The organism is Streptomyces sp. NPDC088254 (assembly GCF_044740925.1).
Classification (GTDB): domain Bacteria; phylum Actinomycetota; class Actinomycetes; order Streptomycetales; family Streptomycetaceae; genus Streptomyces.
Genome location: NZ_JBIURQ010000001.1, coordinates 882,501 through 907,211 on the forward strand (window position 1 = coordinate 882,501; position 24,711 = coordinate 907,211).

Here is a 24,711-nt window from a genome sequence, read left to right on the forward strand (position 1 = left end):
CACATCACGTCACGCCACCTCACACCAGCCGCCGGAACACCGGCTTCACCGGCCGTCCCCCCAGCCAGGGGGTCGGGTCGCCGGCGTCCAGGGCCTTGCGGTACACCGCGCACGCCTCGGCCACCACGTCGACGGTGTGAGCGATGTCGGCGTCGTCGAGCGCGGCGCTCACCACGAACGACGGGGCCAGCACCCCGCCCGCGAGAAGCCGGCGCAGGAACAGAGTGCGGTACCGCTGCGACGGCCGGAGGTTCTCGTCCAGAGTGGCGAAGACCAGGTTGCTGGCCCGCCCCCGCAGGACGAGGTGGTCGCCGACGCCCATGGCGGCCGCGGCCTCGCGGACACCGGCGGCAAGCCGCTCGCCGAGGGCGTGCAGCCGCGCGGTGACGCCCTCCTCGACGTACGTCGCCTGCACGGCCGTCGCGGCGGCCAACGAGTGCGTCTCCGCGCCGTGCGTGGTGGACAGCAGGAACACCCGCTCACCGGAGTGACGCAGTCCGCCCCGCTCCATCAGCTCGCGCCGTCCCGCCAGCGCGGAGACGGCGAACCCGTTGCCCAGCGCCTTGCCGAACGTGGAGAGGTCGGGAACGACGCCGTACAGGCCCTGCGCGCCCGCCTCCGACCAGCGGAAGCCGGTGATCATCTCGTCGAAGACCAGCACACAGCCGTGCCGGTCGGCCAGTTCGCGCAGGCCCTCCAGATACCCGGGCGGCGGTTCGGTGTGGGTGGCGGGCTCCAGGATCAGGCAGGCCACCTCGTCCGGGTACCGGGCGAGCAGGTCCCGTACGGCGGTCAGGTCGCCGTACGGGAAGGACACGGTGAGCTCGGTGGTCGCCGCCGGGACGCCGGCGGACATCGGTGTGGTGCCGATGAACCAGTCGTCGACGGAGAAGAACGGGTGGTCGGCGCAGAGGGCCACCCGTGGCCGCCCGGTGACCGCGCGGGCCAGGCGCACCGCGGCCGTGGTGGCGTCGGAGCCGTTCTTCGCGAACTTCACCATCTCGGCGGTCGGCACCGTGGCCAGGAAGCGTTCCGCGGCCTCGACCTCGAGAACGGACGGGCGGACGAAGTTGCCGCCGCGGTCGAGCTCCCGCCGCACCGCCTCGGTCACCCGTGGGTGGGCGTGGCCCAGGCTGACCGACCGCAGGCCGGAGCCGTACTCGACGTAGCGGTTGCCGTCGACGTCCCACACGTGGGCGCCGCGGCCGTGGCTGATGACCGGGGCCAGGCCCTCGGGGTACTGGTCGTCACCTTTGGCGTAGGTGTGCGCGCCCCCGGGGATCAGGGCGTGCAGCCGCTCGTTCGCCAGCCGCGACCGGGGCAGGCGGAACTCCTCAGTGTCCACGCTGACTTCAGCTCTCCTTCTGCTTCAGGACCTCGGCGAGGCTCGGCGCCCGCCGGTCCCGCCCGGACATCGAGGTGACCGGCAGCGGCCACGGAATGGCGAGCTCCGGGTCGTCGAAGGCGATCGTCACGTCCTCGGCCGGATCGTGCTCACGGTCGATCCGGTACGAGGTGTCGGCGATGTCGGTCAGCGCCTGGAAGCCGTGCGCGCACCCCGCCGGGACGTACAGGCTCACCTGCGTCTCGCCGGACAGCTCGAAGAAGGCCTGACCCAGATACGTCGGCGAGTCCGGGCGCAGGTCCACGACGACGTCGAAGATCCTCCCGTACGAGCAGCGCACCAGCTTCGCCTCGCCGGCGCCGGAGCGCAGGTGCAGGCCGCGCAGCACGCCCCGTACCGAGCGGGACAGGCTGTCCTGGACGAAGGCGTCCGGGTCGAGGCCCACGGACCGGACCACGTCGGCGTCGAAGGTGCGGCAGAAGAAGCCGCGCTCGTCGGCGTGCGGCGTCGGCTCGAACAGGTACGCGCCGGCGATCGCCGGGACTTCGGTCGCTCTCAAGGAGCCTCCCTCAGGGCGTGGACAGGGGCGGACTCGGGGAACAGGGCCGCCGTCAGGGCGGTGAACTGGTGGTCGACCCGCCGGGCGACGGCGAGGTTCCGCTCGGCGAGGGTCCGCCGCAGCTCTGCCGAGTGCTTCTCCAACGCGCGGAACTGTTCGAGCAGCCGGTCGGCGTCGACCTCGCGGGCCGGATGGCAGTACGCGCCCAGTCCCATCCGGTCCATGAGCGCGTCGCTCTTGGCCGCGTAGCTGAGCGCGAGGGTCGGCGTGCCGGCCTTCAGCGCGCACACCAGGTTGTGGTAGCGGGTGGCGACGACGGCGTCGGCGGCCGACGCCTCCTTCGTCAGGCCGTCCAGTGAGGCCGCCTCGGCTGCGGTGACCAGCGGCGAGTCCACCGCGTCGAGGATCGCGGCGACCACCGGCGCGTCGCACGCGTCGCCGGTGAGCAGCCGGACCGGCCGGCCCTCCGCGACCAGCGCGCGGACGAAGCGGGTCGTCCCGTCGAGGTAGCGGCGGTGGATCTCCTCGGCCCGGGCGCGGTCGTCGTTGCCGCCGTGGAAGTCCATGACGCCCACGCAGACCGGCCCCGGCGGCCCCGAGGGCGCCTTCGCCCGCGGTGTCGGCAGTGCGAACGCGAGGTCGGGACACACCTCGTCGCGCGCGGTGTCCACGCCCATCGCCCGTATGGCGTCGCGGGACTGGGCATCCCGGTACGACCGGTAGGCGGCCAGCCGCGCCGACCAGCGCACCAGGGCCCGGGTCGGCCGGTCGCCGATCGGGCCGGCGCCGACGCCCACGAGCGCGACCCGCGTGCCGAACAGCCGGCCGGTCGCGCAGAGCAGGAACAGCGAGTACGGGAAGCCCCAGGGCCGCAGCGGCAGCGTGGCCTCCAGCACCCCCATGCCCGGCACGATCACCACGTCGTGCCGGCGCACCCAGGCGGCCGTACGGAAGACGTCGACGAGCTTGCCCAGTCCCTTCGCCGCGACCGCGCCCGCACGGGAGGCGGTCCGGTACTCCCCGCGGTACCAGTGCAGCCGTGTCGCGGGGATGCCGTACCGGGCGGCGACGACCTCGGGCCCGCCGCACAGCGCGTCCACGACCGCGTCCGGGTGCTCGGTGCGGAGATAGCCGAGCACGGCCTCCAGCGACCCGTCGTTGCCGAGATTGCCGGAGCCGAGCAGGCCGAACACCCCCACCCGTGTCGCCGCCTTCATGTCCGCCTCCGCTCACGGCCGGCGACCAGGTCGTCCACGGAGACCGTGAGCAGGGCCGGGTCGACCGGGGCACGGTCCTCGACGCGCTCACCGGCGCCCGGCCGGGCCCGGCTGGCCATCCACGCGGCCAGGTGCCCGTAGCACGCGCGCCGGTCGGACGAGGACAGCGGCGCCCGCCGGATCGCGCCGACGAAGCCGCCGACGTACTCGGCGAGGAGCCGGGGCGTCGGGTGCAGCGGGCCCGCCCGGCGCGGGTCCAGGTTGACGCACCGGGCACGCTTGGACGGGTTCGCCCGCTCGGCCCGGGTGGGGTGGTCGCGGCGGAAGTACAGCAGCTCCGGCACCTGGTGGAACGGGCCGTGCAGGCCGATCTCGGCGACGAACGTGCGGTCCGCGTGGTGGTAGCTGTCGTGCGGCTTCACCCGGCGCAGCACATCGGCCCGGATCACCCCGTAGAAGTCGTCGCCGCCGGGCTCGAACAGCATGCTGCGAAAGCGCGCGGGCGCGCTCGGCGAGGCGGTGTCGAGCGTGTACGCGTAGGGGACCTTCACCTTGCCGTCCTCGTCGACGACGGCCTGGTCGGCGTGCGCGAGGACCACCTCGGGCCGCTCGTCCAGCGCCTCCACGCAAGCCCGCAGCAGGTCCCGGGCGTACAGGTCGTCGTGCGAGGCCCACTTGAACAGCTCGCCCCGGCACTGGGTGAACACGTAGTTGTGGTTCGGCGCGGCGCCGATGTTACGGCGCAGCCGCAGGTACCGGATGCGCGGGTCCCGCGCGGCGTACTCGCGGCAGATGTCCTCGGTCCCGTCGGTCGAGGCGTTGTCGGTGACGACCAGTTCGAAGTCCTCGTAGGTCTGGCCGAGCAGGGCGTCGAACGACTCGGCCAGGTACTCCTCGCCGTTGTAGACGGGCAGGCCGACGCTCAGCCGGGGGTGGGCGGTCATGACGTCCTCACTTCGCGGATGGGTTCTTGACGGTGCTCGCGCAGGGCGGAGCGCAGGTGCAGCCACCACACGGCCGAGCCGCAGACGGTCGCGGCGGCGACGCCCCAGGCCGAGCCGACCGCGCCGGCCGCGACCGCCCCGCCGAGCCCGCCGCCGACGTAGCAGACGGAGGCGAACAGCTGGCAGCGCAGGCTGCGCCGGGCCGCGGCGAGCGCGCGCAGCCCGGCCGCCGCGCCGGTGCCGAGGCTCGCGCCCGCGACGCCGAGGGTGACCGGCACGATGAGCCGGGAGGCGGAAGGCCAGACGTCGCCGAGCGCGAGAGCGCCGAGCCGGTCCGGCGTCAGAAGCAGCGCCCCGCCCCAGAGCAGTGCGGCGGCGGCCTGCCCGCCGCCGAGGAGCAGGCAGAACTTCGCCAGCCGCCGCGGGGCCTGCCGCAGCACCCTTGCCGCCTCGGGGACGGTGACCAGCGACAGGCCCATCAGCACGGCGAGGAACGGGCCGAGCAGCAGCTCCGCGCCCCGCACCGCGCCCACCGCGCCGATCCCGGCGATCACGCCGAGCCCGTACGCCCGCAGCTGGCTGGCGCCGCTGAGGCTGACGTTCTCCACCAGGTACCGGTAGCCGAGGTCGCGCTGCTCACGAAGCCAGTCGCGTGCCCCGGACGGCCGGGGCCGGATGCCGGACTGGAGGCACCCGTAGGCGGCGGCGACCGCGGCGGACGCGCCCCAGGCGAGCACGAAGGCGGCGACGCTGCCGACGCGGGCCGCGACGAGCATGGCCGGGACGAGCGCCACGCCCCACACGACGTCGTTGACGAACGCCTTGCGCCCGGCGCCGGCGGCGAAGAACGAGAACCGCCAGGCGTCCTGCAGCAGCAGTCCCGGCAGCATGACGCCGAGACAGGCGAACGCGGGCCCCACGGAGCCGCCGAGAGCGGGGCCGGCCAGCAGACACGTCGTGCCGAGGGCGGTGCCGACGCAGAGCGCGGTACCCGAGGACCGGGCCACCGCCGCGCGCCAGGACGCCTCCGGCACGCCGCTGAAGCGCACCACGAGAGGGTCGGTGGCCAGGCCCCTGGAGACGTTGAGCACCACGCCGTAGGTCACCCAGGCCAGGCTGAACACGCCGAACGCGGTCACCCCCAGCGAGCGGGCCACATAGATGCCCACCGCGAAGTTGGACATGCTGGAGGCCGCCTGGTCGGCCAGCCCCCACGACAGCCGGCCGACGAGGCCCCGCCTGCCGGACGCGGCAGGCCGCACGGTCGTCCGTGCGCTCGTCCGCGCCTCGTCCCTCTCGGTGCCCACCGGTCTCACGCCTTGATCAGCTCGGCGTCGCGCAGGGCGTCGGCCGCTTCGGCGACGGCGTCGAACGGCAGCCCGGACCGCTCGGCGACGTCCAGCAGACTGTGCTCGCCGTCGGAGAGGCTGAGCACCCAGAGCATGGCCATCTGGGCCTGCCTGGTGTCGCTGCGGCCGCCGAGCGCGTCGTACAGCCCGCGCCGGCCCAACTGCGGTTCGCCGTAAGGGCTGAGGTTGACGTATCGCCGGTTGCGGTCCAGGACGCCGAACGCCTCGCGGCACACGGCGAGCGTGTCCGCCATCGCCTCCGGGGAGACGAAGTCCGGATCGTCCGCCGAGGTGTGGTACTCGGGGTAGCCGGCGTACGGGGTCCGGCTGAGCGAGCCCACGCCGAGGTCGAACCCGGGCGAGCAGTACTGCCGCTCGTCGTAGCCGTACGGGGTGAACTCGGTGACGCGGTGGGGGCGTTCGGAGGTGGACAGCACATGCCGCAGCACCCGGTCGATCTCCGCGTCGCCGCGCCTGCTCTGTTTGTACGTCACTCGACCCCGGTCGCCGGCGCAGGCCAGCACCAGCCCGTGCTTGACCCGGTCCACCCGCTCCGCGTTGCGGGCCAGCCAGGTGATCGCCCCGATCGTGCCGGGCGCGAAGATGAACCGGTAGGTGTAGTGAGGCGTCCGCTCCGCCAGCTCCCGCGCCAGGAACGTCGCCACCGCGACGCCGGCCAGGTTGTCGTTCGCCAGCGAGGGGTGGCAGACATGGCAGGAGACGATGACCTCGTCGGCGACCTGCCCGGGGATCACGTGCTCGGCGTAGGTGAGGTGGCCGTCGGCGAGCGTGGAGTCGATCCGTACCTCGTAGTCGCCGTCCGGCAGCGCGTCCAGGGTCTCCTGGGTCAGGCAGAACCCCCACTCCCGCTTGTAGTAACTGGTGCGGTACGGAACCCAGTTCGGGTGGTCGGGCAGGGTGTGCAGGTGGCTTCGCAGCTCGGCCAGCGGCATGGTCGCCGACACCGGCACGCTGTAGCCGAGCACGTGCAGACTGGACGCGGCGAAGTCGACGACCCGGTTCCCTGCGGCGTCGGCGATGTACGCGTCCCGGATGTTCCACTCCTGCGGCACGGTCCAGTCGAGGACCTGCGTCCCGGTCGGCACCTCGTGCACCTGGAGCGGGACGTGCTCGCCGACGATGTCCAGGGTGGCGCGCACCCCGTCGCCGGTGATGCTCCGGCACAGCGGGTACAGCCGCTTCACCAGCGCGTGCATCTCCTCGCCGGCCGACCCCGACGGCCCTTCGCCGGCCCCGGTCACGGGCTGTTCGTCGGCCGCGGTCACCGGCGCCACCGCAGGCGATCGTCGACCGCGCCGGCGTCGGACGCCGCGCGCAGCACGGCCAGCCGGGTGAAGCGCCGGTCGAAGCCCTCCTGGGTCAGCCCGAACTTCCGGTAGGCGTCGGCGAGTTCGAGCGCCCCCTGCTTCACCGTCCACGCGCACTCGAAGCCGGGGATCGCTGCGCGGAACCGGGAGAAGTCCACCCGGTACGACCGCGGATCGGCGCCGTTCTCCCCGGTGATCACCACCTTGGCCCCGTCCACCGCCTCGGCGACCTGCTCGGCGATCTCGGCGACGGTGACGTTGTTGGTCTCGCTGCCGATGTTGAACGCCCGGCCGTGCACCGCCTCGCGCGGCGCGGCCAGCGCGGCCGTGAAGGCCCGGGCGATGTCGGCGGCGTGCACCAGCGGACGCCAGGGCGTGCCGTCGGAGAGCACGAGCACCTCGCCGGACAACAGGGCGTGCCCCACGAGGTTGTTCAGCACGATGTCGGCGCGCAGCCGGGGTGAGAAGCCGAAGGCGGTGGCGTTGCGCATGTACACCGGGCTGAAGTCGCCGTCGGCGAGGGCGTGCAGGTCGTCCTCCACCCGCACCTTCGACTCCGCGTACGGCGTCACCGGGCGCAGCGGGGCGTCCTCGGCCACCAGGTCGTCACCGCCGGCCGCGCCGTAGACGGAGCAGGTCGACGCGTACAGGAAGCGCCGCACCCCGGCGTCGCGGGCCAGCCGGGCCAGCCGTACGGACGCGTGGTGGTTGATGTCGTAGGTGAGTTCCGGCGCCAGCGATCCCAGCGGGTCGTTGGACAGTGCGGCCAGATGGACCACGGCGTCCACCCCGGCCAGGTGCTCGGCCGTGACGTCGCGCAGGTCCACCCGGTGTCCCGGCGGGTCCGCGGGCGTCTCGCCGAGGACGCAGTCGGCGAACAGGCCGGCGTCCAGACCGACGACCTCGTGCCCGGCGGCCGCGAGCACCGGGGCCATGACGGTGCCCAGGTAGCCCTGGTGTCCGGTCAGCAGTACGCGCAAGGTTCAACCCCCCAGGTTGAGCGTGAGTTTGGTGACGGTGAACGCCTCGGCGTAACGCTCGTGGCATTCGATGCCGCGGATCCGCGCGAGACCGAGGAAGGCCTCGCGGTCGTACCAGGGCCGGTGCCGCTGCGAGGGGTAGTGCTCCTGCAGCAGCCGCACCTTCTCCTCGGCCCTCTCCGGCGACAGCGGCTGGTACACCGACGGACGGCCGAGATCGCCGTCCCACTTGACGATCTCGTAGCCGAGGACCAGATGGTCGCGGAACGCCGTGGGCACGAGCCGCGCCAGGCCGCGGTGGTCCTGGTGCGCGTCGTCGGCGCGCGGGGCCAGGACCAGATCCGGGTCGGTCCGCAGGCGCAGCTCCTCGACCGCGCCCTTGGCCTCCTCCCAGTGCGCGGGCAGCCGGCCGTCGGGCAGCTTGTGCACGGTCAGCCGAAGGTCCGCGCCCGGGCAGAAGGCGGCGAGCGCGGCCCGCTCCTCCTGCTCCCGCTCGCCGCCGCCTCCGGACAGCACCAGCGCGTCGACACGGACGCCCGGCCGCGCCAGGCACAGCGTCAGCAGCGTGCCGCCGGCGCCGATGGCGATGTCGTCGCAGTGCGCGCCCACCGCGACGATCCGCTCCAGCCGCCCGGCCCCGAGACGGATCACGCGCTCACCCCCGCGCCGTCCCGCTCCCACACGGCCCACGGGCGGTCGCCCCGCGCGTAGGCCTCGTCGAGTGCGGCCCTTTCCTTCACGGTATCGGTGGGCTTCCAGAAGCCGCGGTGCTGGTGCGCCAACAGCCTTCCCTGCTTCGCGAGTTGGGTGCACCCGTCCGCGACCAGGTCCCCGCCCTCCGGGATGTGGTCGAAGACCTCCTGGCGGAGCACGAAGTAGCCGCCGTTCTCCCACAGCGGCATGTCGCTCACCGCGGTGATGCCCCCCACGAGGCCGTTCTCGCCGAGGTCCACGCAGTGGAACGACGACTGCGGCGGCACCACCATCATCGACGCGCCGGCGTCACGCCGGGCGAACCGGTCGATCATCTCCGGCAGCGGGGCGTCGGTGAGCACGTCGGCGTAGTTGGCGAGGAACATCTCGTCGCCGTCCAGGTGGTGCCGCACCCGGCGCAGCCGCTCCCCGATCGGGGACTCGATGCCGGTCTGCGCGAACGTGATCGTCCAGTCCGCGATGTCGGTGGACAGCAACTCCGTCCGCCCGCCCCTAAGTACGAAGTCGTTGGACGTCGTCTCCTCGTAGTTGAGGAAGAAGTCCTTGATGTGGTGCGCCCCGTACCCCAGGCACAGGATGAACTCCGTGTGCCCGAAGTGCGCGTAGTAGCGCATGACGTGCCAGATCAGCGGCCGGGGGCCGACCATCGCCATCGGCTTGGGCACGTCGTCGGAGGACCCGTTGCGCATCCGCATCCCGTAACCGCCGCAGAACAGTACGACCTTCACCGCTCGACCTCGACAATGCTCAGTTCCGGTATGGGAAAGACGAGCCGGCCGCCCCAGTCGTGCACATAGGACAACTGCTCGGTCAGCTCTGCCCGCAGGTTCCACGGCAGGACCAGGACGTAGTCCGGCTTGTCCGCGGCGATCCGCTCGGGCGGCAGGACCGGGATGCGGGTGCCCGGGGTGAACCTGCCGTGCTTGTAGGGGTTGCGGTCGACCGTGTAGGGGAGCAGGTCGGGCCGGATGCCGCAGTGGTTGAGCAGGGTGTTGCCCTTGCCCGGGGCGCCGTAGCCGACGACCGTCTCGCCGCGCTCGGCCGCCTCGATGAGGAACTTCAGCAGGTCCCGGCGCACCTTGGCCACCCGGGCGGAGAACTCGGTGTACCCGGACAGCTCCTGCAGCCCGGCCGCCTTCTCCCGGGCCAGCACGTCCGTCACCCGCTGCGTCGGTTCACCGGCCACCTCGGCCGGGCGGGCCCACAGCCGGATGGAGCCGCCGTGCGTGGGCAGCAACTCCACGTCCACGAGGGCGAGTCCGCCGCTCGCGAGGGCCCGGATCGCGGAGGCGACCGTGTAGTACTGGAAGTGCTCGTGGTAGATCGTGTCGTACTGGTTCTCCTCGATCAGGGTCAGCAGGTGCTGCACCTCGACGGAGACCCAGCCGTCGTCGGCGACCAGGGCGCGCAGTCCCCGCGTGAAACCGACGACGTCGGGGATGTGCGCGTACACGTTGTTCGCGACGACCAGGTCCGCCGGGCCGTGCTCGGCGCGCACGGCCGTGCCGGTGTCCGGGCTCAGGAACTCCGTGAGCGTGGGCACTCCCGCGTCCCGCGCCGCCGCCCCGACGTTCACCGACGGCTCGATGCCCAGGCAGCGGATCCCGCGGTCCACCACGTGCCGCAGCAGATACCCGTCGTTGCTCGCGACCTCCACCACGAAGGCGTCGGCCCCGAGCCCCAGCCGCCGCACGGCGTCGGCGACGAACGTGCGCGCGTGCTCCACCCAGGACGTCGAGTACGAGGAGAAGTACGCGTACTCCTCGAACGTCTCCTCCGGCGTGATCAGCGGCGGGATCTGCGCGAGCCAGCAGTCGGTGCAGACCCGCAGATGCAGCGGGTACGCCGGTTCCGGCCGGTCCAGTCGGTCCGCGGCGAGGAAGCTCTCGCAGGGCGGCGTCGCCCCCAGGTCGACGACGCTCGCCATCGCTTCCGAGCCGCAGAGTCGGCATCGTGTCATCTACTGCCCCCCATTGATTCCGTCCGGCCCGCGATCGCGGAGCGGTACCCCTCCACCAGGCGCTCCAGCCCGACCACCGGGCTGAACTCCTGCTCGTAACGCCGCCGGGCCGCCCGGCCCATCTCCCGGTTGCGGTCCGGGGCGGCCGTGATCCGGCGCAGACATGCCGCGAGCGAGGCGGCCTCGCCCGGCCGGTGCAGCAGCCCGCTCACCCCGTCCTCGACCAGTTCCACGAACGCGCCGTGACCGGCGGCGACGGCCGGCACCCCCGCCGCCATCCCCTCCGCGACCACCAGGCCGAACGTCTCCAGAGCCATCGAGGGAGCCACCACGGCGACCGAACGCGCGATCTCGCGCCGGCACCGGTCAGGGTCGAGCAGACCGGCGAAGCGCACGTCGTCGCGGCCCTCCGCCCAGGCGGTCACCTCCCGCTCCAGCGGCCCCGCCCCGGCGAGCACGAGCGGCACGCCCACCCCGCCGGCCGCGGCGACCTCGTCCCACGCGGCCATGAGCAGCCGCACCCCCTTGGCCTCCGCCATCCGGCCCAGGAAGAGCAACTGCTCGCCGGCGCCCGTCCGGCGGACACCCGGCTCGGGCACGAAGTTGTGCTTCACCGCCAGCCGCTCGGCCGGCATGCCGGCCCGCACCAGGATGTCGCGCTGCGCCTCGGAGATGCAGAAGAACCGCTCCACCCCCGATCGCCACCGCCGCCGGTTGACCGACAGACTCACCGCGAGCGGCACCGTCGCCAGCCGGGAACTCCGGTAGCAGCCGTGCCGGACCGCGGGCAGCGGCACCGCAGGACCGACGCACTCGGTGCACAGCCGGCCGTCCCGTCGCAGCGTGCCGGGCGGACAGATCTGGGTGTAGTTGTGCAGCGTCGCGACGGCGGGCACGCCCGCGTCGGCGCAGGCGGCCAGCACCGCGGGCGACAGCAGCGGGAAGACGTTGTGGACGTGGACCACGTCCGGCCGCTCGGCGCGGAGCCGGGCGGTGAGCTCGGAGCGGACCGCCGGGTTCCAGGGCACCAGCAGCGGCACCGCCGCCTTGCCCAGCAGGGACCGGGAGGCGATGTCGTCGCTGCGTCGCTCGAACACCTCCACCCGGTGCCCGGCCGCACGCAGCAGCCCCACCTCCTGCTCGACGACCCTGTTCTCCCCGCTCGGCTGCGCCGAGGAGTAGTGGTTGTGCAGTACCAGCACGTGCAGGCCTCGCACGGTCAGGTCACCTCCGTTCTGCGGACCCATCTCGGGATGCGTCGGCGGGGGCCTTCGGGCGCCGGAAGGGGCGCGTTCGGGGCGGGCGCCGCCAGCAGGGTGGCGGCGAGCGCCAGGTGCAGCAGGTACGGCGAGGCGTCGCCCAGCCCGGCCTCGGTGTACGACGAGAGCGCCACGTAGCTGATCAGGAAGATCGCGCAGGCCCTCGGCAGCGACGGCGGCCGCAGCAGGGCCACGCCGCCCAGCACGAGGAGGGCGGCCGCCACGATGGCGACGCCGGTCAGCCCCTGTTCGAGGTAGACGGCGAGCCAGCTGTTGTCGATGGGCAGTCCGTCGAACGACTTGTCGCCCAGGCCCACGCCGAACACCCTCTCCTCCGTGGTCCGGGGCGCCGCCAGCAGGGCGTCCCACACCTTGGCCCGGCCGGTGAGGTTGGAGAAGTTCTCCTTGCTCTGCCCGCGCAGGAACCACGCCCGCAGCGCGGAACTGAACGCCACCGCGGCCACCAGGGCGCACACCACCGCCCAGGTGAAGAACCGGCGGGCGGCGGCGCTGGTCAGGACGAGCGAGCCGATCGCCAACGCCAGCCCGATGAGCAGGCCGAGCGTGGCCGTGCGGGTATGGGTCAACGCGAGCAGGACGAGCGCCGGCACGATGACCGCCGCCGCGCCGGCCGTGGTGGTCCGGCGGCCCATGAGGAGCAGCACGGTCAGCCCGATGATCACCGCCGAGTACTGTCCGATCTGCGGCGGTGTCAGCGGCCAGAGTGCGCCGACCAGCCGCCCGCCGTAGTAGTCGGGCATGGCCGTGCCCGGCGAGACGGCCAGACCGGCGGCCACCAGCACGAGCACCGCGAAGTACATCCGGATGTGGTAGCGGACGAACGTCAGGCCACCGTCCCACCAGCGACTGAGCAGCCACAGCGTGGCGACGAAGACGACCAGCCGGGCGCAGCGGAACAGCGCGCCGAGCCCGGACTGCGGATCGGCGCTGGAGATCACGCTCGGCACCAGCAGCAGGGTGAGCAGGAACACGAAGGCGCTGGGCCGGACGAGCAGCCGGACATTGAGCAGGAGCGCCAGCGTGAACGCGGCGACCAGCGCGCCCATGGTGGCCATCTGGATGAGGGAGCGGGGCAGCGGGACGACGGTCTTCGCCCCGGCGGAGCCGAGCGTGTTGAGGCCCAGCAGGGCCCAGGCGATCCCCACGGCCTTCGGTGTGCGGTCCCCGCCCCCGGGTGCGCCGTCACCACCCGTCGCTCCGTGGACCCCGTGGCTCGGGGCGCGGTCCTCTCCCATGGGTGTGCGGTCGCCGACCATGTCAGCCACCGTCCCTCGGGTCGAGGGTGCTGCCCGCGTCCTGCCGGTACGGCGTGCCCTGCCACTGGGCGAAGTCCAGCGTCCGGCTCTGGTCGTCGGTGACGAAGCTCCACGGCCCCCGGTAGACGTTGTCGTGCCAGCGGTTGCCCTGCTTGAGGGTGATCGCCTCGGCCACCCGCTTGCCCTTGTACGGCGACCAGTCCGGGTAGGTGCCGTAGTTGGAGAGCACCGCCATGCGGCCGCACTGCGCCGCGCACTCGACGACGGAGGTGTCCAGGGCGAAACGGTTGCCGCGGATGTCCACCCGCTGGGTCTTCCACCGGCAGTCCGCGTAGAGCGGCGCGACGGCGATCGCCGGCCGGGCGCACCTGCCGGTGTCCTTCACCAGCAACGTGCAGTACCCCGTGGAGGTGTTGGCCGGGCTGTTGCAGTACCGGTCGGCGTTCTCCCACAGGGTGATCCCGGACCAGTTGTCCTTCAGCACGTTCCGGTAGATCTCGATCTTGTCCGTGCGGGCCGGTATCCGGGGCTCGCCGCCGGACTCCGACACATAGACGGCCGCGAACGGGAAGCTGTCCCCGCGCTCGGCGCCGCTGCGGCCCTCGACCCAGTTGTTCCGCCGGATCATGTTGTTCCGGATGATCGCGTTGTAGCTGGTCTCGTACATCAGCGCGGCGCCGTCGTTGGCCTCCAGCACGTTGTTCTCGACCAGGAAGTCGTTGTTGTTGTTGTCCGCCCACAACCCGGCCCCGCGGTTGTCGTGCACCCAGTTGCCGCGCACGTCGGCGCCGTCGACCGCCCAGAACTTGACGCCTCCGGTGCAGCCGCAGCCCGGCCGCCGGCGTTCCCAGTCGTCGGTGTTGTTGCCCACGATCTCGTTGCCCTCGACCAGCAGACCGCGTATCGAGTCACCGGTCTTGTACGCGTTCATGCCGTACTGGCCGTTGCCGCGCAGGCAGTTGGCGCGGACCCGCTGGCGGGCCCCGGCCATCAGCCCGGCGCCCGAGTTGTACTGGATCTTCGCGTGCTCGATCACCCACCCGTCGGCCATGTCATGGTTGACCACGCCCTCGTCGTGCGGCGCGACGAAGCCCTGCACGGTCAGATGGCCGATGGTGACGCCCCGGGCGGTGCCGCCGAACGCGTACTGGTTGGTCTTCCGCCCGTCGAGCACCGCGCCCGGCGCGCCGAGGTAGGTGTTCCCCTCCTTCGGGATCACCTGGGCGTAGCGGTCCGGCTCCAGCAGGTGCCGGCCCGGCCGAAGCCAGAACGTGGTGTGCGGCGGGCTGCTCTCGGTCTTCGCCGCCAGGTCGCCGAGGACCGCGGGATCGACCGTCACCGCTCCCGCCGGCGCCTTCGCCGGCCCGGCCGCGGGCGCGGCGCACACCCGGGCCACCGCGGCGGGCGCGACGGACGCACTCCGCCGCGCGCTCGGCTTCGGCGTCGCGTCCGGCGCGCTCTCGCAGCCGGTCGCCGCCAGCAGGGCCAGCGCCAGCGGTGCCACGGCGAACGCCCGGTGCCGCCGCTCGATCCCCACGTGTCCCCTCCCCCTGCCTAGCCGTGGAACCTGAGTACGGTGGTGAACTCCGCCGCGCCGTCGGCGAGACCGGTGCCGAGAAGCGTCGTGGCGGGCTCCTTGCGCCCGAAGCCGGGGGAGTACCAGCCCAGTGGCGGGTCGCTCTCGCCGTAGTGCGCCCGCCAGTGCAGCCGCCCGGGCAGGTGGAGCGTCGCGGAGCGCTCCTCGCCGTCCCGGGTCCAGGTGAGTTCCGCCCGGTCGTCGACCAGGACCGCGGCGATCGCCGGGCCGAGGTGGAAGGCGAGCCGCACGGTCCGGCGTCGGCCGTGTCCGCCGCGCACCTCGTCGACCACCCTCAACTCCCGGGTAGCGGCCACCAGTTCCACCCGGCGGCGGTGCGTGGAGGGCCGGTAGCCGTCGTGCTCGGCGCACCAGCGGGCCGTCCCCCCGCCGGAGGCGTCGAACGGGTCCGCGAGCAGGACGCGGCTGCGGGCGTGCCGGGTCCACAGGAACGGGCCGCCGGAGACGGACTGGTCCTCGCCGTCCAGTTGAAGGGTGTTGTGGCCGAGGGTCGACCGGAAGTACCGCCGCCATTGCGCCTGCCCGTGGTAGCAGTACGTCCCCGGGTCGGCGAGCACGTCGACCCCGTCGTGCCGGACCTCCACGGACAGCGCGTCCGCGTGAGCGTGCGCGGCGATGGACAGGAACCCGTGCGGGCCGCCGTCGCAGCGGCACCAGATCTCCCCGGGACCGCGCAGGACGGTCAGGCCGGCGTCGGCGAAGTGGCCCGGCCGGCTCGCCGGGCGCGTGGTCCCCTTCGTCGCGTACGGCCGGATCAGCGCGGCCAGCAGCGGGGTGCGTACATCGGCGCCGGTCACCGCCGGCCACCAGGCGAGCCGGCCGAACACGGCGTCCCCGGTGGCCAGCAGCGAGGCCCAGCGGTCGGTGCCCGCGCCGTCCACGACCAGACCGTGCCCGTCGTCTCCGTCCCCCTGGCGCGGCGGCCGCAGCCGGTTGTCCACGACGGCAGCGAGCGCGTCCGTCATCCGCAGCAGCACCAGCCGTACGGTCGCCGGAACCGGCACGCCCGCCGCGTCCGCCTCGGCCAGGGCGGCCAGGCCGAGTTCCAGCACCAGTCCGTGGTACTCGCTCGCCAGCTCGCGGTTGAGGCCGGAGGGGAAGGTGTTGCCGCGCAGATGCCGTTCCAGCGACGTCAGCGCGTCGGCCCGCCACCGCGCCGATGCGGGGAACCAGCCGAACGCGCAGGCCGCGGCGAACTGCCCGGCGGCCTCGGCGATCACGTGGTTGTTCGCCGAGGACCCCCGGCTGGGGAAGGCGGCCAGCCAGCGCTGATGGTGCCAGATCTGGTTCACCGCCACCGGGTTGCCCTCGAACAGTCCGGGCGCGCCCGGCCAGCCGTCGAGCAGCCGGCGGATCCACACCCAGGACAGCAGCCTGATCCCCAGCTCGATGCCGCTGGTCCAGTGCACCGAGCGCAGCGGCGCGTTGGCCGCCCACCACGACCGCAGGTGCGCCGCCACCCGCTCGGCGTACCGCTCGTCTCCGGTGACCGCGTAGGCGGCGGCGAGCACGGTGAGGTACTGGTGCCGGGACGGCTCCCAGATCTGCTTGATGTCCCCGACCGAGTCCTCGTCCCGGTACGGCACGTCGAAGGCGTGACCCTGGGGCGCCCGGCGCCCCGTCTTCGGGTCCCACGACCAGTCCGGGTCGGCCATGTCGTCGCGGACCACCCCGAAGTACTCGGCGTGCCCGTCCATCAGCCGGTCCGCCTCGGCGACGAGCCGCTTCACCGCGTCCGGCGGCACCTCGGCGACCGTCCCCGCGGGCAGCACCGCCGTGAACCGGGCGCCGGTCACGCGTGGGCAGTCGGGCGGCGCCGCGCGCCACCGCCGTCTGCGCACCGTGTCGTTCACCCGGCCCGCGACCTCCGCCGGTCCCATCCGGGACAGCCGCCGCAGGTACCATCCCGGGCTCCCCGAGCTGACGGTCATCGCGTCCGCTCCAGCGTCACCGGCGCACCGCTCGCCAGGCCGGTGTGCACGGCGAGGGTCGCCGCCGTCGTGGCGACCAGCGACTCGAGCGGCACCGGCATCGGCCCGCCGGTCCGCACGGCCTTGACGAACGCGGCCAGTTCGGCGTTCTGGCCCTTGTCCCGGGCCCTGGGCAGCCGCGAACCGACCCACTGCCTGCGGCGGCCGTCGTACACCGAGGCGCGGACGAAGTCGTCCAGCCGCAGCGCCTTGCCGTCCGCGACGAGGTCCAGTGTCTCCTTGGGGAAGCCGGACGGGCCGGTGGTGACATAGCTGAGCGTGGCGGTGGACCCGTCCGGGTAGCGCATTACGACGTTCAGGTCCTCGTTGCCGGACGGGGCGACCGCGTACACCGAGACCGGGTCGGCCTCCAGCAGCCAGCTCGCCGTGTCGATGAAGTGCCCGCCCTCGCCGGCGAACCGCGAACCTTCGGTGCCCTGCCGGAGGTACCAGCTGCCGTGCGCGAGCCGGCCCGCGTTGACCAGGTAGCGCAGGTTCGCCGGACCGCTGCGGGCGCCGAAGCGCTCCTTGGCCTCCCGCAGCAGCGGCGCGAACCGGCGGTTGAAGCCCACCTGCAGCCGGTCGTTGCCCGACTCCTCGACAGCCGCGAGAACACCGGCCAGTTCGTCCTCAGTGAGCGCCAACGGCTTCTCCACGAACACCGCCTTGCCGGCCAGCAGCGCCCTGCGCGTCAGTTCGGCGTGCGAACTGTGGCGGGTGACCACGAACACCGCGTCGACGGACTCGTCGCCGAGCACTGCGTCGAGGTCGGTGGTCGCCGCGGCGAAGCCGAACTTGCGCCGCGCGTTGGCCGCGGACAGCGCCGTCGTGGTCACGACGGCCGACAGCTCCACGCCGTCGCGGCGAGCCAGGTGCGGCAGCAGCATCGACGTCGCGTAGTTCCCCGCGCCGACGAACGCGAGGCGAACCGGCGTCGTGGCCGCCCGGGCCGGAGGCGGCTTCACGCTCACCGTGGGCACGGCCACCGCCGGGGCCGCCGCCTCCACCGCCTGCCCCGGGTACCGGAACAGCACGGCCACGGCCTTCAACTCGCCGTCCTTAAGGCCCTGGTACGTCTCGACGGCGTCGCCGAAGTCGGCGACGTGCGAGACCAGGGGCTCCACGTCGACATGGCCGCGGGCGACGAGGTCGAGGAAGCACGCCAGGTTGCGCCGCTCGGTCCAGCGCACGTAGCCGATCGGGTAGTCCCGGCCCTCCAGCTCGTACTCCGGGTCGTAGCGCCCGGGGCCGTAGCTGCGGGAGAAACGGACGTCGAGCTCCTTCTCGTAGTACGCGTTCCACGGCAGGTCCAGGCTGCACTTGCCGATGTCGACGACCCGGCCGCGGTCGCGGCTCAGCCGCGCGGCCAGCTCGACGGGCTGGTTGCTCCCGCCGCCGGCGGCCAGATACACCTGGTCCACCCCGTGGCCGCCGGTGAGTTCGGCGACGGCGCCCTCCACGGCCGCCGAGCCGGGATCGCCGCAGGCCGCCGCGCCCAGCCGCTCGGCGAGCTCGCAGCGCGCCGGATCGGGGTCGGCCCCGACGACGCGGACGCCCGAGGCGGCCAGCAGTTGCACCACCAACTGCCCGATCAGACCGAGTCCGACGACCAGCGCCACCTCGCCGAGCCGCGGCTCGCCCTGGCGGACGCCCTGCAACGCGATCGACCCGACGGTGCCGAAGGCCGCGTGCCGCGGCGCGAGCCGGTCCGGCACCGGGGTGTAGAGGTTCCTCGGCACCCAGTTCAACTCGGCATGCAACGCGTGCTCGTTGCCGGCGCAGGCGACGAGGTCGCCGGCCTTCACGTCGTCGATGCCCGCGCCGACCTCCTCGACCACCCCGCACAGCGAGTAGCCCAGCGGCGTGTAGGAGTCCAGCTTGCCCATCACCTTGCGGTAGGTCGCGGGCACTCCGTTGGTCGCCACGCTCTGCACGACCTTGGCGACCTGGTCGGGACGGGAGCGGGCCTTGCCCAGCATCGACATGCCCGCCTCGGACACCTTCATAAGCTCGGTCCCCGTGGAGATCAGCGAGTAGGCGGTACGCACCAGCACCCCGCCCGGCTTGCACCCCGGCGCCGGCACGTCGAGCACCGCCAGCTCGCCGCTCTTGTAGTTCTGCACGACCTGTTTCACCCGAACTCCTCTGATTCCTACGCCGTCAAGCGAGTGCTCTGGCCGGACCCGGAGGTCGCGTCGCGATACCAGTACTCGAGGGTCAGCACATGCCACAGGTGCTTGGAGAAGTCCCGCTGCCCGGCGGCGTCCTCGGCGACCATGCGCGCCAGCGCGTCGCGGCGCAGGAACCCGGAACGGACGAGCACCCCGTCGTCGACCACCTCGCGCACCAGCGGCGCCAGGTCCCGGCTCATCCAGGCCCGCAGCGGGGCGCTGAACAGGCCCTTCGGCCGGTAGACGATCTCCCTGGGCAGGATCGACGTGGCCGCCTCCTTCAGGACGGCCTTGCCCTGCCGTCCGACGATCTTCCGGTCGCCCGGCACGGCGAACGCCGCCTCGACCACCTCGACGTCCACGTACGGCACCCGCACCTCGGTCGACGCGGCCATGCTGGAGCGGTCGGTGTAGGCGAGGTTCAGGCCCGGCAGGAACATCCGGGCGTCGGCGAGGCACATGCGGTTGACGAAGTCGTCGAGGTCGTTGTCCTGGTAGACGTCCGCGTGCTCGGTCAGCACGTCGTCCACGGTCCCCGCCAGGTCCGGATCGACCAGGGCGAGCAGCTCGGCCTGGTCGTACAAGGTGTAGCTGCGCCGGAACGCGGTCTCCTCCGGCAGCCCCGCGAAGGACAGGAACCGCTTCGCGAAGCGCACCGACCGGTACCCCCGGCGGCTCGTCGCGACCGGCAGCCGGTCCACGGCCGCGGACACCCCGCTCCGCAGCGGCCGCGGGACGCGCTGGTAGCGCAGCGCGATCAGGTTGGCCAGGTGCTTGCGGTACCCGGCGAACAACTCGTCGGCGCCCATGCCGGACAGCATCACCTTCACCCCGGCCTCCCGGGCCGCCGAGCAGATCAGGAAGGTGTTGATCGCGGCGGGGTCCCCGATCGGCTCGTCCAGGTGGTACGTCATGCGCGGCAGCAGGTCGAGCACGTCCGGGGCGATCTCGATCTCGTGCAGGTCGACGCCGAACCGCTCGGCGACCCGCCGGGCGTAGCGCAGGTCGTCCGGCATCGCCTCGAACCTGGCGTCCTCGGCGCGGAACCCGATCGTGTAGGCGGAGATCCCGGGCCGGTGGCGGGCCGCCAGCGCGGTCAGATAGCTGGAGTCGAGGCCGCCGGACAGGAACGTCGCCACGGGCACGTCGGAGAGCAGATGGCGCCGGGTCGACTCCTCGACCACGGCGGCCAGGTCGGGCCGCTCACCGGCCCGGGCCCGCTCCCGACCCTCGGCGGCCACGTCCTTCAGGTTCCAGTACCGGCCGCGCTCCACCCGGCCGTCGGGCCGGCACCTCAGCCAGCTCCCCGGCGGCAGCTTCTCCGCCTCGCGGAACGCGCACCGCGTGTCCGGCACCCAGTAGTACAGCAGCGAGGCCACCAGCGCCGCGTGGTCCACCTCCAGCGACCCGCCCGTCACGGCGGCCAGCGCCTTGAGCTCCGAGGCGAACACCAGACCCTCGCCGCGCCGGATCAGGAACAGCGGCTTGATGCCCAACTGGTCGCGGGCGAGCACGAGTTCACCGGTTCGCTCGTCGAAGACCCCGAACGCGAACATGCCGCGCAGCCGGGGCAGACAGTCCGTGCCCCAGCGCCGCCAGGCCTCCAGCAGCACCTCGGTGTCGGAGGTGCCCCGGAAGCGCGCCCCGGTGGCCGTCAGCTCGGCACGCAGCTCGGGCGCGTTGTACAGCTCGCCGTTGTACGTCAGGGCCAGGCCGTCCGAGACCATCGGCTGGGCGCCGGTCGGGGACAGGTCGATGATCGACAGCCGGCGGTGCCCCAGATGTACTTCGCCGTCACCGGCGGGATGGCTGTAGCGGCCCGCCCCGTCCGGACCCCGGTGGGCGAGGACCTCGGTGAGCCGGTCGGTCACGGCCTTTCCCTCCGGCCACCGGTATGTGCCTGCGATGCCACACATGTCCTACCGCGCCTCCTGGTCGCTGTCCGGGACCCGTGCCGCCCAGGTCGGCGGCCGCTCCGTCCGGTGCCGGCCCGTTCCGTTCCTCTGGGCCGTCCGCTCGTGGTGGCCGCGCAGCGCTGTGTACGGCCCGTTCCACAGGGTGCCGTCGGTCCGGTCCCGCGGATCGGGGTCGATCAGCACCACGCCGATCACCTCGATGTGCTGTTCCGCGAGCTGCCGCGCCACCGTGTGCAGCCATGCGGCGCTGCCGTGCCCGGCACGCACGACGAGCACCGTCCGCGTGCCGAGGTACCGCAGGTCGGTCCACGCCGTGCCGGGCGCCACCGAGCCGACGCCGAGCCGGCGCTCCTGCGGCGACGCGGCCATGGCGTGCTCGCCGCCGATCACGGCCGGGTCTCCCGGTTTCCGGCGGCGGCCGGAGAGCTGCGGGCCGGGCAGTCCGTCGACGACGGCCACCGGACCGTCCGCCGCCAGCGCCCGGGCGAGGTCCAGGGCGATCACGCTCGCGCTGTGCGCGCACCCCAGTTCCAGCAGCGACACCGTTTCCGCCGAGTCCCGCACGGTCCGGGCCAGGGACGCGGTGAGCCGCTCACGTGCCGCCCGCACCCGCCGGCGACGCCACGGCCCGACCGGCCGACGGGGCAGCTCGGTGATCACCGACACGCCGAGGTTCGCCGCGATGTCGCGGCGCAGCACGGGGCGGTCGGCCACCACCGCGCCGACCGACGACACCGCGAGCCCGAGGGCGAGACCGAGGACCAACCCGATCACGGCGTCGGTGGCGGCGGCCCTGAGCAGTGACTGCCGAACCGCGCGCGGTGCGTCGACGATCTGCGTGCCGGCGATGAGCTGGGGCGTGCCGATGCGCGCCTCCGCGGCGCGCTGGCCGAAGTCGGCTGTGCGCGAGGTGAGTTCGGCACGGCGGGCGAAGAGCGACTCCATGTTCGCCGACGCCTTGGGCCCGCTCTGCGTCGATGCCTCGCCGATCGCCTTGTCGACCTCGGCGAGGTCCTCCCGGATCCGGTCACGCTGGTCGAGGAGCGTCTTGGCCTCGGCGTTCGCGGCTTCCTGGATGCGTCTGACATGGTCCGCGACGAACGCGTCGGCCAGCGCCCCGGCACGGGCCACCGCCTGTGCGTCGCTGTCCCCGGTCACGGTGATCCGGAGCAGGTTGTTGGTGAGACCGGCGCCCTCGTAGTCCTGCATGAAGTCCTCGGGCTTCTCGGTGGACCCGATCGCCTGGAGGGCCTTGCCGGCGATGCGCGTGGTGTGCAGCAGCGCGACGTCGGTGCGGATCAGCGTCCCGGTGTCGTTCGGCTGGTCCTGCTGATGCGCGACCAGCACCTTCACGACGGCGGTCGGAGGCGGCGGCAGCAGGATGGCCACCGCCGCGCCCACGAGCAGTCCCAGCAGTGCCGCCGAACTCCACAGACGCCGCCGCCTGCGCACCGCCGCCACCAGCGTCTGCAGGTCGAGCAGCGGTGCGGCGGCCGACGGCCCCCCGGCCGTACCCGCCGTCACCCCGCACCCCCCGTCGCCTCGTTGCCGACCGGGACCGCCGAAGCGGCGGCGCGGGACCGGGACCGGCCCGCGGACCGCGCCGCGACGGCCCGTACCGTGCCGGCGACGACCACGCCGACAACGTCGTGCCCGGCGTCCGCGCACGCCTCGGCGACGCCCGTGAGCTCCGCCGCGGTCCAGTCGCCCGCGCCGAGCACGACCAGGGCGCCCGCCTCGTCGTCGCGGTCCGGCACCATCGGCCGGGCCACCGACACCTCGACGACCCGCAAGCGCGGATCGCCCTCGGCCTCGGCGACGAGCTGCCCGGCGGCCCGGCCGGCGACCTCGTCAGCGTCGGGGACCACGACCAGCAGCTCACGGGACGAGGGCAGCCGGTCCCGGAGGCGGGCGCACACCCGCCGGTAGCGGATCCGCCGGCCGGCCTCGTCGCCGGCCGCCCTCGGGGCGGGCGTGTCCCACCGGACGTCGACGCCGAGCAGCCGGCGGACCCAAGCCCCCCGGCCCCGGCCCCGCGGACGGCGCGCACGCCGTTCGGCGGGCACGTCGACCGCGCCCAGCAGCGTCGCGCCCAGCGCCGAGGCGATCTCCGGCCCGGTGCGCAGCCGACGGCTCATCCGCGCGGCGGCGAGGTGGGCGATCACCGCGAGCAGGAGGAACAGCAGCGCCCCGGAGCCGACGAGCTGCGCCCTCGTCGGCGGAACCTCACCGGTCGGCCGGGCCGCCGGCCCCATGACGACCATGTCGGCCTTGTGGGTGGCGGGGTCGGCCTTGTCCAGTTCGTCGATGGCTTCCTGCAGCGCGGTGCGCAGCTTCGCGAGTTCGGTGCGGGTCTGCACGCTCTCCACGCTCTGCCCCGAACCGGCCCCGTCGGCCAACTCGTTGATACGGCGGCTGGTCTTCACCACCAGCTGCCGCAGCGCCTCGGGCCGCGCCGCCGCAGCGGAGCCGGCGCCGTCGCCCAGGACCCGCGCGGCGTACGCGACGAACTGCCGCGCCACCTGGTCGGCGAGCTGCTGCGCCCGCTCCGGGGTCTCGGCCGTGCCCGAGATCTTGATGATGTTCCCGTCGGCGGCGCCGGCGCTCACCCGGTCCCGCAGCTCGCCGCCGCCGACCCCGGCCCAGCGCAGCTCGGCCGCCGCACGGTCGACCACCACCGAACTGGTCGCGATCTCCTGCTGGGTCAGCAGCTCACGCTCCTCCCACGCCCCCGGCAGCAGCACCGACGCCGACGTCGTGTAGCGCGGCGGGAACAGCAGCGAGGCGCCGTAGCCGACGAGCGCGCCCAGCACAGCGAGGACGACGAGCAGCCGCCCACGCCGACGGATGATCCGCCCGACGGTGACCAGGCGTATGGTGTCATCGCTCAACGGCGCGGCCTTCTCCCCGGCCGGTACGGGCCGCCCGCCGGCGCCGCGGCGAGGCCACTGCAGGCGGCGGCGTAGGCGGCGAGCAGCGACGCCTGCGAGTTCCGCCAGGACAGCGGCCCGCTGATCCGCTCCTGGCCGATCTTGCCCATCAGGGCCCGCTTCTCCGGATCGTCCAGCAGCCGCGCGATGTGCCCGGCGAACGCGCTCTCGTCGTTCGCGGGCGCGTAGACGGCCGCGTCGCCGGCGGAGACCCGCGCCTCCTTGAGGTCGAACGAGACGACCGGCCGGCCCATCACCATGTACTCCAGGACCTTGTTCATGGTCGACACGTCGTTGAGCGGATTGCGCGGGTCGGGGGAGAGGCACACGTCGGCGGTGGACAGGTAGCGCACCAGGTCGGCGTCCGGGACGCGCCCGGTGAACTCCACCTGTTCCGAGAGCCCGAGCCGGCCGGCCAGTTCCACCATCGCGTCGAAGGTGTCGCCGCCGCCCACGAACACCGCGTGCCAGTCGGTCCGTCCGAGCTCGTCGCGCAGCCTCGCCAGGGCCCGCAGCGCGTAGTCGACGCCGTCCTGCGGGCCCATCACCCCCAGATAGCACAGCAGATGAGGCTTGCCGCGCTTCAGCTCCGGCTCCGGCGGCACCGGGTGGAATCGGCCGATGTCGGGCGCGCTGCGCACCACGAAGACGTCCGCGGGCCGCCGGCCGCCACGGCGCACCGCGACGTCCCGGTAGCTCTCGTTCGTGGCGAGCACGATGTCCGCGGCCCGGTAGGTCAGGCGTTCCAGCGCACACACGGCGCGGTGGAGCAGGTCCTCGCCGCGCCCGAACCGGGACAGGTACAGCTCGGGCACCAGGTCGTGCTGGTCGAAGACGAACCGCGCCCCGCGCCGCTTCAGCCACAGCGCCGGCAGGAACAGCAGGTCGGGCGGGTTGCAGGCGTGGACCACGTCGACCGCGCCGACCTGGCGGGCCAGCCGGACCGTGTGCCACAGCGCCGCCCCGTACTCCCGCAGATAGCCGGCCGGCCCGCCGGTGGCCGCGCGCAACGGGTAGCGGTGGATCCGCACCCCGTCGATCACCACCTCCGGCTCCGTGTCCCGCTTGCTCCCCCGCGGGCAGACGACGTGCACCTCCCAGCCCGCGTCGCGCAGCGTGGTGCACTCCTGCCACACCCGCCGGTCGAACGGCACCGACAGGTTCTCCACGAGGATCAGGGCACGCCGGCCCGGCC

19 protein-coding genes are annotated in these 24,711 nt (G+C 73.4%); all 19 read right to left on the reverse strand.

What is annotated here, in order from left to right; all coding sequences use genetic code 11:
* Positions 1-19: 19 nt before the first annotated feature.
* The 19 genes from ACIOC0_RS03865 to ACIOC0_RS03955 all read right to left on the reverse strand — a co-directional run bounded on the left by ACIOC0_RS03865 (position 20) and on the right by ACIOC0_RS03955 (position 24,694).
* A complete protein-coding gene (locus tag ACIOC0_RS03865; protein WP_402152021.1) occupies positions 20-1,345 on the reverse strand; it encodes a glutamate-1-semialdehyde 2,1-aminomutase in 1,326 nt (441 codons plus the stop codon).
* A gap of 7 nt (positions 1,346-1,352) precedes the next feature.
* Entirely contained in the window at positions 1,353-1,904 is a 552-nt protein-coding gene (locus ACIOC0_RS03870; RefSeq protein ID WP_402152024.1) for a dTDP-4-dehydrorhamnose 3,5-epimerase family protein, read from the reverse strand.
* Complete coding sequence (locus tag ACIOC0_RS03875; protein WP_402152026.1) at positions 1,901-3,121, reverse strand: polysaccharide pyruvyl transferase family protein; 1,221 nt, start codon at positions 3,119-3,121, stop codon at positions 1,901-1,903. Before ACIOC0_RS03875 ends, ACIOC0_RS03870 begins: the two co-directional genes overlap by 4 nt.
* Positions 3,118-4,065: a glycosyltransferase family 2 protein gene (locus ACIOC0_RS03880; RefSeq protein WP_402152028.1), complete on the reverse strand. Its 948-nt coding sequence runs from the start codon at positions 4,063-4,065 to the stop codon at positions 3,118-3,120. Before ACIOC0_RS03880 ends, ACIOC0_RS03875 begins: the two co-directional genes overlap by 4 nt.
* A complete protein-coding gene (locus tag ACIOC0_RS03885) occupies positions 4,062-5,381 on the reverse strand; it encodes a hypothetical protein (RefSeq protein ID WP_402152031.1) in 1,320 nt (439 codons plus the stop codon). The genes ACIOC0_RS03880 and ACIOC0_RS03885 overlap by 4 nt, the downstream gene beginning before the upstream one ends.
* Entirely contained in the window at positions 5,378-6,631 is a 1,254-nt protein-coding gene (locus tag ACIOC0_RS03890; RefSeq protein WP_402153189.1) for a DUF4910 domain-containing protein, read from the reverse strand. Before ACIOC0_RS03890 ends, ACIOC0_RS03885 begins: the two co-directional genes overlap by 4 nt.
* A gap of 65 nt (positions 6,632-6,696) precedes the next feature.
* The gene (locus tag ACIOC0_RS03895; RefSeq protein ID WP_402152034.1) at positions 6,697-7,722 is read right to left on the reverse strand and encodes an NAD-dependent epimerase/dehydratase family protein; all 1,026 of its coding nucleotides are present in this window, start codon (positions 7,720-7,722) and stop codon (positions 6,697-6,699) included.
* Positions 7,723-7,725: 3 nt separating this feature from the next.
* Positions 7,726-8,373: a PIG-L deacetylase family protein gene (locus ACIOC0_RS03900; RefSeq protein ID WP_402152036.1), complete on the reverse strand. Its 648-nt coding sequence runs from the start codon at positions 8,371-8,373 to the stop codon at positions 7,726-7,728.
* Positions 8,370-9,164 (reverse strand): glucose-1-phosphate cytidylyltransferase, encoded by a 795-nt coding sequence (locus ACIOC0_RS03905; RefSeq protein WP_402152039.1) that lies wholly within the window; start codon positions 9,162-9,164, stop codon positions 8,370-8,372. The genes ACIOC0_RS03900 and ACIOC0_RS03905 overlap by 4 nt, the downstream gene beginning before the upstream one ends.
* The gene (locus ACIOC0_RS03910) at positions 9,161-10,396 is read right to left on the reverse strand and encodes a class I SAM-dependent methyltransferase (protein WP_402152041.1); all 1,236 of its coding nucleotides are present in this window, start codon (positions 10,394-10,396) and stop codon (positions 9,161-9,163) included. Before ACIOC0_RS03910 ends, ACIOC0_RS03905 begins: the two co-directional genes overlap by 4 nt.
* Positions 10,393-11,604, reverse strand: coding sequence for a glycosyltransferase (locus ACIOC0_RS03915; protein WP_402153191.1), 1,212 nt, complete (start codon positions 11,602-11,604; stop codon positions 10,393-10,395). Before ACIOC0_RS03915 ends, ACIOC0_RS03910 begins: the two co-directional genes overlap by 4 nt.
* Positions 11,605-11,615: 11 nt before the next feature.
* The gene (locus ACIOC0_RS03920; protein WP_402153193.1) at positions 11,616-12,911 is read right to left on the reverse strand and encodes an O-antigen ligase domain-containing protein; all 1,296 of its coding nucleotides are present in this window, start codon (positions 12,909-12,911) and stop codon (positions 11,616-11,618) included.
* A 22-nt stretch (positions 12,912-12,933) separates the two neighbouring features.
* A complete protein-coding gene (locus ACIOC0_RS03925; RefSeq protein WP_402152044.1) occupies positions 12,934-14,469 on the reverse strand; it encodes a right-handed parallel beta-helix repeat-containing protein in 1,536 nt (511 codons plus the stop codon).
* Positions 14,470-14,486: 17 nt separating this feature from the next.
* The gene (locus ACIOC0_RS03930; RefSeq protein WP_402152047.1) at positions 14,487-16,460 is read right to left on the reverse strand and encodes an alginate lyase family protein; all 1,974 of its coding nucleotides are present in this window, start codon (positions 16,458-16,460) and stop codon (positions 14,487-14,489) included.
* Positions 16,457-18,634 (reverse strand): bi-domain-containing oxidoreductase, encoded by a 2,178-nt coding sequence (locus tag ACIOC0_RS03935; protein ID WP_402152050.1) that lies wholly within the window; start codon positions 18,632-18,634, stop codon positions 16,457-16,459. Before ACIOC0_RS03935 ends, ACIOC0_RS03930 begins: the two co-directional genes overlap by 4 nt.
* A gap of 17 nt (positions 18,635-18,651) precedes the next feature.
* Positions 18,652-20,586, reverse strand: a complete 1,935-nt coding sequence (asnB, locus tag ACIOC0_RS03940) for an asparagine synthase (glutamine-hydrolyzing) (RefSeq protein WP_402152053.1) — start codon at positions 20,584-20,586, stop codon at positions 18,652-18,654.
* A gap of 3 nt (positions 20,587-20,589) precedes the next feature.
* On the reverse strand, positions 20,590-22,110 hold the full coding sequence (locus ACIOC0_RS03945) for a Wzz/FepE/Etk N-terminal domain-containing protein (protein ID WP_402152055.1): 1,521 nt from the start codon (positions 22,108-22,110) through the stop codon (positions 20,590-20,592).
* Positions 22,107-23,477 (reverse strand): polysaccharide biosynthesis protein, encoded by a 1,371-nt coding sequence (locus tag ACIOC0_RS03950; RefSeq protein ID WP_402152058.1) that lies wholly within the window; start codon positions 23,475-23,477, stop codon positions 22,107-22,109. The genes ACIOC0_RS03945 and ACIOC0_RS03950 overlap by 4 nt, the downstream gene beginning before the upstream one ends.
* Positions 23,474-24,694, reverse strand: coding sequence for a glycosyltransferase family 4 protein (locus tag ACIOC0_RS03955; RefSeq protein ID WP_402153195.1), 1,221 nt, complete (start codon positions 24,692-24,694; stop codon positions 23,474-23,476). The genes ACIOC0_RS03950 and ACIOC0_RS03955 overlap by 4 nt, the downstream gene beginning before the upstream one ends.
* Positions 24,695-24,711: the final 17 nt, after the last annotated feature.